Raw genomic sequence first — 12789 nt, forward strand, 5'->3', positions numbered from 1 at the left:
GACGGTTCAGCAGCCCGGGGATATGGGATCGCCCCCTCGGAGCGGTTGAAAAACATGCGAATTTCCACCGCGCGGTTGATTACGAATGACCGCAAAAGAAAACTATTGCGCATTGATGGTTATAAGGATTAGAAGATGATCACAATTGACCGATTAGAGGCGTTCATGTCTGGTCCACGACTCGGCATCACAATGGGTGATCCTGCGGGCATCGGCCCCGAGATCATCGCAAAGGCATGCGCACGGCTGAAACCGCGCCTTGTCGACGGATCGTTGTCCCTTCTCATAATCGGCAGCGTCACCGCGATGCGTGCGATGGAGTCGATTTCCGGGCGCATCGAGGAGGAACAGCCGTCGGCTTCGGCCACCGGGGTTTTTCCGCCGGTAGCCATTCTCGAAGCCGGCCCCGAACGGACACCTATCGAGACAGGCGTCTTGTCGGCGGAAGGCGGGCGCCTCGCCTATCTGGCGATCGAAAAGGCCGTTCGCCTGGCGCAGGCCGGTTCAATTGCTGGTATCGTTACGGCTCCCCTCAACAAGGAAGCGCTCAATCTGGCCGGCTATCATTATGCCGGCCACACCGACATGCTGGCAGAACTGACAGGCGCCCGCGATTCCGTGATGATGCTTGCCCATGGCGATTTTCGCGTCAGCCATGTCTCGACCCATGTAGCGCTTGCCCAGGTTCCGTCGAAACTGACCGAACCTCGGTTGCGGCGGGTAATCCAGTTGACGGTCGAGGCATTGCGCGGCCTCGGCATTGCCCATCCCCGCATTGCGATCGCCGCGCTGAACCCGCACGCCGGCGAAGGCGGCATTTTCGGTCGTGAGGATATCGACATCACGACCCCGGTCGTCGCCTCCTACAAATCCACCGATTTTACGGTATTCGGACCCGTTCCCGGCGATACGGTTTTCGTCAAGCTGCGTGCCCGCCAGTATGACGCCGTGGTCGCGATGTATCACGATCAGGGCCATGTGCCGGTGAAGCTGCTCGGCTTCAACGTCGATCCCGCGACCGGTGAGTGGAAAGCGCTCTCCGGCGTCAATGTCACGCTCGGCCTTCCGATCATCCGCACCTCCGTCGACCACGGCACGGCCTTCGATATCGCCGGCAGGGGCATCGCCAATGAGGACAGTCTGGTCGAAGCGATCGAGTTCGCGGTCCAGATGGCTGCGGCGAAATCCACCCCTTAGGCGCCGGCACGCCTGCAACGCACGCAGAAGCGGATTGAACCATGGCAGTAGAAGACAAGAAATCCTATCTCATGTTGATCGACGGGAAGTTTGTCACCGGCGAAGCCGGTATGCGCCCGGTGATCAATCCGGCCAATGGCAAGGCCTTTGTCGACGTGCCCGAGGCAAGCCCGGATCAGGCTCGCCAGGCCATAGTAGCCGCCCGCAAGGCGCAGAAGGCCTGGGGGCTCAAATCACCTCTTGCCCGTGCGGCGATCATGAAGCGGATCGCGGTCCTGATCCGGCAAAACGCCCGGCATCTGGCCGAGGTGGTGGTCAGGGAACAAGGCAAACCGATCAATGAAGCAATCGGTGAAGTCGGCGGCGCGGCCGAGTTCTTCGACTACTACGCCGAGTTTGCCCGTCGCATTCAAGGTGAGATCCTGCCGTCGGACTACGCGGGAGAACAGGTCTGGATACAGCGTGTGCCGGTAGGCGTCGTCGCCGCCATTATTCCATGGAACTACCCGAGCGCTCTGGTCAGCCGCAAGGTGGCGCCGGCCATGATCGCCGGCGACACCATCGTCATCAAGCCGCATGAAGACACGCCCCTTTCGGCGCTCGAAATGGCCCGCATCTTTGTCGAAGCGGGCGTGCCGGCCGGCGTGGTGAACGTCATAACGGGACGAGGTGAAACAATCGGCGAAGTGCTCTGCACCGAACCCGGCGTCGACCTCATCACCATGACCGGAAGCGTACCGACCGGCAAGCGCATCATGGCGAATGCGTCGCGCAATCTGACGCCTGTTTCGCTGGAGCTTGGCGGCAAGGCGCCATTCATCGTCCTGGCTGATGCCGATCTCGAGCTGGCGGTTCGTTCCGCGGCCACGTCGCGCTACATGAATTGTGGACAGGTCTGCATATGCAACGAACGCACGCTCGTTCACCGTTCGATTTACGATCAGTTCGTCACACGCTTCGTGGAATTCTCCAAGTCGCTCGTCGTCGGCGATCCGATGCAGGCAAATACGGATATCGGCCCGAAAGTCAGCCGTGACGAGCTGGAAAAGGTCGAGGCGGTCCTTGCGGAAGCCGTCGCGGGCGGCGCGAGGCTTGCTCTCGCAGGCGGGCGCCCGACCAAGGCGCCTATCGATGGTGGCTACTGGCTCAATCCGACCGTGCTGACCGACGTCACGCCTGACATGCCGATAATGACGCGCGAAATCTTCGGGCCGGTCGTGCCGATCATGCCATTCGACACTTTCGAGGAGGCGGTCAGCATCACCAATGCCAGCAACTATGGCCTGTCGGCCTATCTTTTCACCAATGATCTGGGCCGCGTCATGAACGCAGTGAACGAGGTTTCGTTCGGTGAGATCTACGTGAACCGGATTGGACCGGAAATGCTGCAGGGTTTCCATGTCGGCTTCCGCGAAAGCGGCCTGGGCGGTGACGACGGCGTGCATGGGCTCGAGAGCTACATGCGCAAGAAGACGGTCTACGTGAATTACTCGGGTGCCGCCACGGCGGCGTTGATGCCTTACGGGCGCTGAACAGCGCCCGACCAGTACGACCAGCCAGGTCGCCACCGGCCGTTGCGGCCGTTTCATCTGATCGGGAGGAATGAAATGCACTATCGTGGATTTATGGCGGCCGCCTTGGCCTTGACGCTATCGGGATTGGCCGCATCGTCGGCGCTCGCCGATGACACCATTCCACCGGAAGCAAAAGCCCTGCTCGAGCCGCTGCCCTTGTCGCCGAGGGGCCAACCCGTCCCGGGCTTCCCGGACGGTCCGCCGGCGGTATCACCTGATGTGCTGAAATTCTCCGATCAGGACCTTGCCAAGCTCAAGGCGGGAAAATTTACCGCTGGCCTGGTGATGCACACCATGGATGCCGGCTGGCCTCAGTTGCAAGTCGCCGGAATCAGCAACACGCTCAAGGACCTGGGCATCGAAGTTGTCGGAACCACCGACGCCAAATTCCAGCCCGGGCAGCAGATCAGCGATCTGGAGCAGATGATCGCCCGCAAGCCGGACGTGATCTTCTCGATCCCGATCGATCCGAAGTCTGAGTCCGAAGCCTACAAGAAGGCGGCGGCGGCAGGCATCAAGCTGGTTTTCATGGACAACGTCCCGGTCGATATGGCGCCGGGCAAGGACTATGTGACCGTCGTCGCCTCCGACAACGAGAAGAACGCCTATTTCGCCGCGCAGGAACTTGTCGGGGCGATTGGCGGCAAGGGTGAGGTCGGCATCATCACGCTGGTTTATGATTATTACTACTCGGTCGCGGCCCGCAAGGTCGGTGCCTTGAAGGCGTTCGGTGAACATCCCGACATCAAGGTCGCCGATGTCGGCACCTTCACGGCGCCGGAGAAGGCTTACGAGGTCGCCACCGCAATGTTGACGGCGCATCCCGACATGAAGGGAATTTTCGTTGCCTGGGACACGCCCGCCCAACAGGTCGTGGCCGCGGCAAAGACGCTCGGCCGCGATATCGTCGTCACCACCAATGACATTGCCGCGGACAGCGCGCTGAACGTTGCACGTGGCGAATTTCTGGCCGTAGGCGCGCAGCGTCCCTACGACCAGGGCGTCGCCGAGGCCAAGGCAGCCGCGCTTGCATTGCTTGGACATGACGTCCCGCCATACATCTCTGTGCCGACATTGCGTGTCAAGAAGCTCGACCTTCTCAGTGCCCTCAAGGAGGTCACCAAGGAAGATGCTCCCGCCTCGGTGGTAAAAATCTGCAACGGCGAATGCTTCTAGCCACTTTTCGTCGGCGGGTCCCAGCTGCCCGCCGACGCTCACCAAGCGATCGAGAAAATCGTCATGGCCGAAGCCAAAACCTCAACGTCCCGGAACGCGATCGTAGCGATGCAGCGCATCAGCAAGTCGTTTGGCGCGAACCGTGTTTTGTCCAATGTTTCGTTCGAGGTCATGGCCGGTGAAACGCACGCGCTGCTCGGCGAGAATGGTGCGGGCAAATCGACGCTCATGAAGATCCTCATGGGAGCCTATCGAACGGACGAAGGCCGCATTCTGTTCGCCGGAGAGGACGTCACCGCCTTGTCGCTTCGCGAGAGGATCGACCGCGGCATCGCAATGATCTTCCAGGAACTGAGTGTCTTGCCGAACCGCTCGGTTGCCGAAAACCTGTTCATCCTTCGCGAGCCGCTCGCCTTCGGCCTGCGCGTCGACGCCAGAAAAATGGTTCGCGATGCCCAGGCTCTGATCGAGCGGTACGCCTTCTCGCTCGATGCGTCCGCGCGTGTGGGCGATCTGGCCTTCGCCCAACGGCAGATGGTCGAGATCCTCAAGGCGATCTCGCGCGGCGCCAAGCTGCTCGTAATGGATGAGCCGACTTCGTCTCTGACCATCCACGAGGAAGAAACACTTTTCCGCACCATCGGCCAGCTAAAGCAGAACGGGATCGGTATCGTTTACATCAGCCATCGCATGGCCGATGTGCTGCGGCTTTCGGATCGCATCTCGATCATCAAGGATGGGCGACTGGTTGGCCCGCTTGACCCGGACAGCACATCCATCGAGCAGATCGCTGCGATGATGTCGCGGCCAAAGGGCGAAGCGTCGTTGCCCACCGTGGCGGCGCCTGCGAAACGCCCGCCGGCAATGCCGGTCGGGACGCCGGCTCTCGAGGTCCGCGATCTGGCCACGTCGCGCAAGCTGTCAGCCGTATCGTTCTCGATCGATCCAGGCGAGATCGTCGGCCTTGCCGGGCTCGTCGGCAGCGGCCGCTCGACCTTGGGCAAGGCCTTATTCGGCATCCTCCCGGATGTATCCGGCCACATCACTGTCGCGGGAGAACCCGTTCGGCCGGGCAGCGTCAACGGGGCCATCGCTGCTGGTATCGCGCTTGTTCCCGAAGACCGTCGGCTCGAAGGGCTTGTCGGCGGGCGCTCGATTGAGGAGAACCTCTCCCTTCCCCGCCTTTCCGATTTCTCGCTGGCGGGTCCCTTTGGGCCGATGGCGAAGGCCCGGATAACCGCACTATTCCGACAATACCGCGACGACCTCAACATCCTGTGCCGCGGCCCCTTGCAGAAAGCCCAGGAGCTTTCGGGCGGCAATCAGCAGAAGATTGTCTTCGCAAAATGGCTGGCAATGAAGCCGAAGCTGTTGGTCCTCGACGAGCCAACCTCCGGGGTCGACGTCAATGCCAAGCGCGATATGCGCGAGCTTGTGCGCCGCACGGCCGGCGAAGGCGTCGCCGTGTTGCTCATTTCTTCGGAACTCGAGGAACTTCTGGATCTGTCCGATCGCATTCTGGTCATGGCGCAGGGGCTGATAACCCGCAGCATCGGCAGCGCGCACGACGAGGCTGGGCTGCGCGCGTTGCTGCAGGCCGAGGCCGCCAGACAAAGCAGCGCACGCGCCCAGGGAGTTGCAGCATGAAACCGTCCTCGATGCCGATGCGCTCAGCTGCGATGGATTTTTTCCGCGATCACATCACCTATGTGATCTTTCTGGCGATCACCCTCTATTTCGTCTTGTTCGCCCCCCACTTCGCGTCGGTCTCGACCGCAAGCGCGGTTCTGCGCATCACTGCCATCGTCTCCGTGATGGCGATCGGCATGACGTTCGTCATCATCTGCGGTGAAATCGACCTGTCGGTCGGGTCGGTTGCCAGCTTCTCAGGCATGATCGGAGCCTTGCTGCTCGATCAAAGTGTCCCGACCTATGTCGCCGCGCTTCTGGTGTTGGGCACCGGGGCCGCGATCGGAGCAGTGTCGGGCTTGCTGGTTACAAAACTGCGCATTCCATCGTTTCTCGTGACCCTTGGCATGTTGTCCATTTTTTCCGGGCTGGCGCTGACCATCACCGGCACCCGGCCAGTGTCGATCGTCGATGATGATTTTTCGAATCTGTTCTGGAACGGCAGTTTTCTGGCCGTTCAGGCACCGATCTGGTGGACGATGGTCCTTACGGCCGCCGGCTACTACCTGCTGCATCAGATGCCCTACGGCCGGCGTGTTTATGCGACCGGTGGAAATGCCGTCGCCGCGCGTTTTTCCGGCGTGCGCACGGACGGCGTCAAGATCTTCGCTTTTGTGTTGTGCGGCATGACCGCATCCCTTGCGGGCCTGATGCTCGCGGCCCGCTCCACGGCTGGCAATCCCAGCCTGGGAGCGGGTCTCGAACTGGACGTGATCGCGGCCGTGATCATAGGCGGGACAAGTCTCTTTGGCGGCTATGGATCAATCGTGGGCTCCGTCGTCGGCGCAATCTTCATAGGCATTCTCGGGTTCGGTCTTCTCGTGCTCGGTCTTTCGACCAGCATCCAGGAGGTCATCAAGGGAGCCATCATCATCATTGCCGTCTCGTTGAACCGGCGTTGAGGAGCAGACCCAATGATCGGACCACATGCACGCATTCCAGAATTCGGCCTCCGCGGCGGTAGCCGCGGCGCAGGAAAGTTCAGTTTCAGTTTGAAAACCAGCGTCGCTGGAGAAAAAGGGAGGAAAGTGAAATGACCAGACGTATGACGCTTCTGATGTTGGGTGCTCTGGCCGCATCCACCGCAATGTTCACCAGTGCTTCTGCGCAAGACACCTACAAGCCCGGCTGCTATGCTCCTGCGCCAAACAGTGCCTCGGTGATCTCCTATCCGAAGAAGGCCGGACCCTACAAAATTGCCTTGGTCAACGGATATGTCGGCAACGATTGGCGTGCCAATTCCATTCAGACCGCCAAGGCCTGGGGCGCCCGTCCCGAAATCAAATCCAAGCTGTCCGAGCTGAAGATCGTTTCGGTTGGCAACGATTCCACCGCGCAGATCTCGGCGATCGACAACTTCATCGCCGCCGGCTACGACGCCGTGATCATCAATGCCGTCAATCCCACCGCCTTCGACGCAGTGGTCAGGCGCGCCAAGCAAGCCGGTGTGGTGCTGGTGACCTATGACAATGTGCTCGACTCCGACCAGGTCGTGCAGATCAACGAAGATCAGGTCGACCTTGGCCGGATCAAGGCGCAGGCCGTGGTTGATGGCATCAAGGCCAAGAAGGGCAATGTTTCGGGTCAGGTTCTCGAAATCGACGGCGTACCGGGCAACAGTGTCGACCGTGACAACCAAGCGGGATTCAGCGAGGTCTTCTCCAAATATCCCGAGCTAAAGGTGGTCAAGGTCGAGGGCGACTGGGATGTGGGCACGGCCTCGAAAGTGACATCCGACGCCATTGCGACCAACGGCAATTTTGATGGCATTGTTGTTCAAGAGGGCTCGGTTGGCGCACTCGAGGCGATGGCCGCCGCGAAGCACCCGGTTGTCCCGGTCGGGTTCGATGCCGGCAACGGCACGCGCATGCTGGTCAACAAGGGTAAGTATCCTGGCATCACGGCTGCCCAGGCGCCGGCGCTGGCCGCTATGGCACTGGAGGCCTCGGTCGTGTTGCTGGAGGGCAATGCGCTGCCGCAGAAGGTGTTCCTGCCAATCCCCCAGAAGAACAATGCGGATCTGGCGGAAGGCAAGGATTTTTTCCCCGATCTGCCAAAGACCTTCTACACGGCCACCGGCTTTCCGCAGTGTTTCCCTGTGTTCACGCCCGATGAGCTGAAAGGCCAGACGGCCGACAACGCCAATTGAGCCATGGCCCGAACCTGGCTGGCGTTTAGGCCGGCCAGGTCGGCAGCAACGGAGCAAGCATGGCCGATCGCTATGTTGAACTGAAATCGGTGTCAAAATCCTATGGCGGCGTTCCAGCGCTGACCGCAGTGGATTTCCGCTGCGAGCCGGGACGCGTGCACGCCATTCTCGGCGAGAATGGCGCAGGCAAATCGACTTTGATGAAGTTGTTGGCAGGTGTCATCCAGCCGGACGCGGGAACGATCTCCATCGGCGGGCAGACGGTGCGCTTCTCCTCCCCGCGGGAGGCGGCCGAACAGGGCACTGTCTGCATGTTCCAAGAGCTGTCGCTGATGCCGCATCTTTCGGTTGGCGACAATATCGTGCTTGCGGCCCCGCGCACCCGGATGGGGATGATAGAGCGCAGCGTTTATCGTGAAGCGCGCGAGGCCCTGGATCTTGTCGGGGCCAAGTCGATCCCGCTTGGCGCTCGCGTTTCGGGCCTGTCCCTGTCGGAACGACAGCTTGTGGAAATCGCCAAGGCCGTGTTCCGCAAACCTAAGCTTCTTATCCTTGACGAGGCGACGTCAGCGTTGACCAGCGAGCTCGTCGAAACGGTGTTCGGTGTCCTCAGAATGCTGAAGGAGCAAGGTGTCGCGATCCTCTTTATTTCGCATCGCATGCACGAGGTCGACGCCATCGCCGACCGCATATCCGTCTTCCGCAATGGCAGACATATCGAGACCTTCGACGTTGGCGCACGCACGACCGACGAGATCGTCGGCCTCATGATCGGGCGCTCGCTGGAAGAGCTCTTTCCACCGCGCCGCGCGCCTGTGCCTGACACGGCGCCGGTCGTTCTGAATGTGTCGAACGTGAGCTGGGCAAGCCAGCTTGTCGATGTATCCCTGGCTGCGCGCGCGGGCGAAATTGTCGGGCTCGGCGGTTTGGACGCACAGGGCCAGCAGCAGATCATGCATGCCGTCTTCGGTGTACTGCGCGGCGTGACGGGCCGCATCACGCTCAATGGCAAGCGATTGAATGGTCTCAAGCCGCCGAGGGTGAAACAATCCGATATCGGTCTGGCGCTCGTGCCTGAGGATCGCAAGACCGAGGGGCTGATCCCCAGCATGTCTGTTGCGCAAAACATGCGCTTGGCGGTTCTTGGGCGGGCCCCCTTCGGCCTGCTTGACCTGGACGGCAGCAGCGAGGCCCGGCTGCAGGAACTGATCGCACGCCTGGCCCTGACCTACGGTTCGCTGGACGATCCCATCGCGACGCTGTCGGGCGGCAACCAGCAGAAGGTGGTGCTGGCCAAATGGCTTGTGCTGTCGCCCAAATGTCTGCTGCTGATGGACCCTACCCGCGGCATTGACCTGCCGACCAAGGCGCAGATCTACAGGCTGCTCACGGACTTGGCGGCCGAAGGAATGGCCGTGATCTTGCAATCAACCGACTATGAAGAACTCATCCACTTGTGCGATCGGGTGTACGTCTTCTACCGGGGCAGTGTGGCCAAGGAACTGACGGGGGATCACCTGACCGCCGATGCGCTCATAGCCGCCTCGATGAACGTGCACCTTCACGCTGGAGCCCAAGCATGATGACCTGGCTTCGCCAAAATGCCAGGGAAACGATCGCCGCGCTCGCGCTGGTGATACTGTTCGCTGGCTATATCGCCATTCATCCGCGCGGCTTTTCGACCTATGTGGTTACCATCTGGTCGAACCAGGGAACGCTGCTTGGGCTCGCCGCGATCGCCCAGTTCTTTGTCGTTTTGGTCAAGGGCATAGACCTGTCGGTAGGGTCAATCATCGCGCTGACCAACGTGATGGGATCCTTCCTCCTCAACGGATCTCCCACGTCGATTGCCCTTGGTATGGCGGTGGTACTCACCGTCGGGGTGGCCTGCGGACTGGTCAACGGCATCGCGGTCGTCTACGGAGGGGTGCAGCCAATCGTCACGACCCTGGCGACGGGTGGCATATTCGGCGGCATCGCCCTGCTTCTGAGGCCAACGCCTGGAGGCAGCATTGATGAGACAATGTCGGACGCGCTCACCTATGCAGTGGCGGGCATCCCGGTCTCGGCGGTCATTCTTGTCATCGTTCTCGTCATATTGCTGGTGCTTCTGCGCCGCACGGCCGTCGGCCTCGGCCTTTATGCTATCGGGTCGTCCGAACAGTCGGCCTATATGACCGGCCTTCGCGTGAACCGGCTTAAGCTCGTCGCCTATGGCAGCAGCGGCTTTGTCGCGGCTCTCGCCGGCACCTATGTCAGTATGGTTACGCTGACTGGCGATCCCAATATTGCGCCGTCCTACACGCTGAACTCGATCGCCGCCGTCGTGTTGGGCGGTGTTGCGCTAAGCGGTGGTGTTGGCAGCCCCCTCGGCGCGGTGATCGGCGCTTTGATCCTGAAGACCATCTCGTCGCTGATGTTCTTCTCCGGCCTGCCGCCATTGGCGCAACCGTTCTTCGAGGGATTGATCCTCGCAACTGCAATTGCACTCGGCGCGCTCGGCGTTTTCCAGGTGCGCAGCCGGCTTGAGTTGTACCGCTGATGACTGATGCAACCGAGCGAACCGTCACCTCCCGCTGGCTCAACCGGGACCGCGTATCGGTGCTGCTGATCGCGCTGGGCTGCGTCGCTCTGCTGTTGGGCGGCTCCCTCTTGTATCCCGGCTTCCTGAAACCTGGCTACATCCTACAACAGCTTCAGATCGCCGCCTTTCTTGGCATCATCGCCACCGGTGCCATGCTGGTGATCCTGCTCGGCGAGATCGACCTTTCGGTACCGTGGACCATTACCGGCACGGCGATCGTCGTCATCTCGGCTTCCGGCAGCTCCAATCCCCTGGTCGCCAGCCTCGCAATTCCCCTGGGCCTATGCCTTGGCATTGCAGTCGGGCTCTTGAACGCCATCGGTGTTGCTGTCTTTCGCGTGCCTGCGATGGTCTGGACGCTGGCCGTCAACGCCATGCTGCTTGGCGCTGCGGTTTTCTACACGGGCAACAGCCGTCCCAACGGCGAGGTCCCCTGGCTGGCGACGCAGGCGGCGACCGGCCGGACCTTCGGCATCCCCAATGCTTTTCTCGTTTGGCTGGTGGTCGCCGCGATCACCGTCTGGGTTCTCAAACGGACCGTTTATGGAAACTATCTCTACGCACTAGGCAATTCGCGACGTGCCGTGTTTCTTGCCGGGGCGCGGGTTCGTCTGGTGATGGTGGCGACTTTCGTCCTTGCCGGGGTGTTTTCCAGTTTCGGCGCCATCCTCCTGCTGGGCTACACCAATCAGGCCTATCAGGGCATGGGGGACCCCTATCTCATGCCGGTAATCTCGGCCGTGGTGATTGGGGGGACCTCGATTCAGGGCGGCCGAGGGAACTATATCGGCACATTCGCCGGCGCGATCTTCATCACGCTTCTGTCGTCGATCCTGTCGGTTATGCAAATGCCCCCTGCAGCGCGCGAGATGATCTTCGGCGCGATCATCCTGGTCATGCTGCTGGTCCACGGTCTCACCAACAAGAAGGAAGGCGTCTGAAAGCCAATGGCGGTCAGCGATGCGCAGCATTCTCGCGACATTGAAATGTTCCAGCAGGCCGAGTGCAAGCCCAAACGGCCGGTCGGCTGGCAAGGCAAACCCTAGCAAGCAAGGCCTGTCAAAATGACATACTACGAGGTTCTTGATGATCGCTTCCAGGATTTCATTATCTCTCTGTGCAGGCTCGAAAAACTCCATACTGGAACGCGCTGGGCCGAAGGGCCAGTGTACTTCGCCGACGGCCGCTTTCTGCTCTTCAGCGACATTCCCAACAACAGGATGCTGAAGTGGGATGAAGTGACGGAGACTGTTTTCGTTTTCCGCCATCCTTCGAATTTCTCCAACGGCAATACGCGCGACCGGCAAGGACGCCTGGTCAGCTGCGAACATGGGCGGCGCGTCACGCGCACCGAGTACGACGGCAGCATCACGATCCTGGCCGATCGGCTCGAGGGCAAACGTCTCAATTCTCCCAACGATGTCGTGGTCAAATCCGACGATACTGTCTGGTTCACCGATCCGCCCTACGGCATCCTGAGCAACTATGAGGGCTACAAAGCACCCAGTGAGATCGGGGCCTGCAACGTCTACTGCCTTGATCCCAAGTCAGGTGCGCTGACGGTGGCAGCTGGCGACTTCGACAAGCCGAACGGCCTCGCCTTCTCCCCGGACGAGGGACGTCTCTACATCGCCGACAGCGGCCGTTCCCACGGCCGGGATAAACCGCACCATATCCGTTGCTTTGACGTGGGCGAAGACGGTCGCCTTTCGAATGGTTACATCTTTGCCGAGATCGATCCCGGCATCCCTGATGGTTTTCGGATCGATGTCGACGGCAACCTATGGGTGTCAGCTGGCGACGGCGTGCACTGCTTTGCGTCGGACGGCACGCTTCTTGGCAAGATTCTTGTCCCTGAGACTGTCGCCAATGTCTGCTTTGGCGGACCTCATCGAAATCGCCTGTTCATCGCCGCCAGCAGCTCGCTCTATGCCGTCTATCTCAACACAACAGGATTACAGTTCTGCTGAGCAAGGAAGATTCCATCCGCGCGGCGCCTGATCTCGTCAAGCAGCATGACCATCGGGCCTATCGCCACCTAAGGGATGGTGGACGTGTCATTACGATCGGCAGCAATGTCGCGATCCGTGCCGGTTCCGCCGGCGTCAGCGCCTACCAGATGAGCAAGGGTGCGGTCGCGGCTCTGGTTAAGGGCGTCGCGCATGATCTCGCGCCGCGCCGCGGTACGGTCAACAACATCCAGCCCGGCGCGATCGGGACGGACATGATCCCCGACCACGGGGCGGCTGCAGGTGGCACCATCCTCAAGCGCACCGGCACGCCCGAAGAGGTCGCCGGGCTCATCTCATACCTCGCCCGCGATGAAGCGGCCTTTGTAACCGGCACCGGCATCACGATGGACGGCAGTTACGTCCTTTGAACACTCGGGGCCGTGCCGGCGCGGTAGTTCCGAAACGCGT

General features: G+C 60.9%; 11 protein-coding genes. All 11 read left to right on the forward strand.

The window, feature by feature from the left end; translation table 11 throughout:
- The first annotated feature begins 165 nt into the window (after nucleotides 1–165).
- The 11 genes from pdxA (at nucleotide 166) to AB4Z43_RS22250 (ending at nucleotide 12749) form a co-directional block, all read left to right on the forward strand.
- Nucleotides 166–1197 (forward strand): 4-hydroxythreonine-4-phosphate dehydrogenase PdxA, encoded by a 1032-nt coding sequence (gene pdxA, locus AB4Z43_RS22200; RefSeq protein ID WP_148307347.1) that lies wholly within the window; start codon nucleotides 166–168, stop codon nucleotides 1195–1197.
- Between the two features lie 41 nt (nucleotides 1198–1238).
- A complete protein-coding gene (aldA, locus tag AB4Z43_RS22205; protein WP_069091505.1) occupies nucleotides 1239–2729 on the forward strand; it encodes an aldehyde dehydrogenase in 1491 nt (496 codons plus the stop codon).
- A gap of 75 nt (nucleotides 2730–2804) precedes the next feature.
- Nucleotides 2805–3947, forward strand: a complete 1143-nt coding sequence (locus AB4Z43_RS22210) for a substrate-binding domain-containing protein (protein ID WP_081296043.1) — start codon at nucleotides 2805–2807, stop codon at nucleotides 3945–3947.
- 63 nt (nucleotides 3948–4010) lie between these two features.
- Nucleotides 4011–5594 (forward strand): sugar ABC transporter ATP-binding protein, encoded by a 1584-nt coding sequence (locus tag AB4Z43_RS22215; RefSeq protein ID WP_064983471.1) that lies wholly within the window; start codon nucleotides 4011–4013, stop codon nucleotides 5592–5594.
- The gene (locus AB4Z43_RS22220) at nucleotides 5591–6538 is read left to right on the forward strand and encodes an ABC transporter permease (RefSeq protein ID WP_064983472.1); all 948 of its coding nucleotides are present in this window, start codon (nucleotides 5591–5593) and stop codon (nucleotides 6536–6538) included. Before AB4Z43_RS22215 ends, AB4Z43_RS22220 begins: the two co-directional genes overlap by 4 nt.
- A 131-nt stretch (nucleotides 6539–6669) precedes the next feature.
- Entirely contained in the window at nucleotides 6670–7785 is a 1116-nt protein-coding gene (locus AB4Z43_RS22225) for a sugar ABC transporter substrate-binding protein (protein ID WP_027046546.1), read from the forward strand.
- Nucleotides 7786–7844: 59 nt separating this feature from the next.
- The gene (locus tag AB4Z43_RS22230; RefSeq protein ID WP_441938958.1) at nucleotides 7845–9368 is read left to right on the forward strand and encodes a sugar ABC transporter ATP-binding protein; all 1524 of its coding nucleotides are present in this window, start codon (nucleotides 7845–7847) and stop codon (nucleotides 9366–9368) included.
- Nucleotides 9365–10327, forward strand: a complete 963-nt coding sequence (locus tag AB4Z43_RS22235) for an ABC transporter permease (RefSeq protein WP_202360536.1) — start codon at nucleotides 9365–9367, stop codon at nucleotides 10325–10327. Before AB4Z43_RS22230 ends, AB4Z43_RS22235 begins: the two co-directional genes overlap by 4 nt.
- On the forward strand, nucleotides 10327–11310 hold the full coding sequence (locus AB4Z43_RS22240; RefSeq protein ID WP_019856587.1) for an ABC transporter permease: 984 nt from the start codon (nucleotides 10327–10329) through the stop codon (nucleotides 11308–11310). Before AB4Z43_RS22235 ends, AB4Z43_RS22240 begins: the two co-directional genes overlap by 1 nt.
- A gap of 123 nt (nucleotides 11311–11433) precedes the next feature.
- Entirely contained in the window at nucleotides 11434–12339 is a 906-nt protein-coding gene (locus tag AB4Z43_RS22245; protein WP_441938959.1) for an SMP-30/gluconolactonase/LRE family protein, read from the forward strand.
- 14 nt (nucleotides 12340–12353) lie between these two features.
- Nucleotides 12354–12749 carry an SDR family oxidoreductase gene (locus tag AB4Z43_RS22250; RefSeq protein ID WP_274609721.1) on the forward strand — a complete coding sequence of 132 codons (396 nt, stop codon included), beginning with the start codon at nucleotides 12354–12356 and terminating at the stop codon, nucleotides 12747–12749.
- Nucleotides 12750–12789: the final 40 nt, after the last annotated feature.

The organism is Mesorhizobium sp. 2RAF45 (assembly GCF_052115225.1).
Classification (GTDB): domain Bacteria; phylum Pseudomonadota; class Alphaproteobacteria; order Rhizobiales; family Rhizobiaceae; genus Mesorhizobium; species Mesorhizobium jarvisii.

Bases quoted from the DNA above. Each gene is read 5' to 3' on its own strand.
- AB4Z43_RS22210 (WP_081296043.1), top strand. From the start codon at position 2,805: ATGCACTATCGTGGATTTATGGCGGCCGCCTTGGCCTTGACGCTATCG.
- AB4Z43_RS22235 (WP_202360536.1), top strand. From the start codon at position 9,365: ATGATGACCTGGCTTCGCCAAAATGCCAGGGAAACGATCGCCGCGCTC.
- AB4Z43_RS22245 (WP_441938959.1), top strand. From the start codon at position 11,434: ATGACATACTACGAGGTTCTTGATGATCGCTTCCAGGATTTCATTATC.
- AB4Z43_RS22230 (WP_441938958.1), top strand. From the start codon at position 7,845: ATGGCCGATCGCTATGTTGAACTGAAATCGGTGTCAAAATCCTATGGC.
- AB4Z43_RS22225 (WP_027046546.1), top strand. From the start codon at position 6,670: ATGACCAGACGTATGACGCTTCTGATGTTGGGTGCTCTGGCCGCATCC.
- AB4Z43_RS22215 (WP_064983471.1), top strand. From the start codon at position 4,011: ATGGCCGAAGCCAAAACCTCAACGTCCCGGAACGCGATCGTAGCGATG.
- AB4Z43_RS22220 (WP_064983472.1), top strand. From the start codon at position 5,591: ATGAAACCGTCCTCGATGCCGATGCGCTCAGCTGCGATGGATTTTTTC.
- AB4Z43_RS22240 (WP_019856587.1), top strand. From the start codon at position 10,327: ATGACTGATGCAACCGAGCGAACCGTCACCTCCCGCTGGCTCAACCGG.
- pdxA (WP_148307347.1), top strand. From the start codon at position 166: ATGTCTGGTCCACGACTCGGCATCACAATGGGTGATCCTGCGGGCATC.
- aldA (WP_069091505.1), top strand. From the start codon at position 1,239: ATGGCAGTAGAAGACAAGAAATCCTATCTCATGTTGATCGACGGGAAG.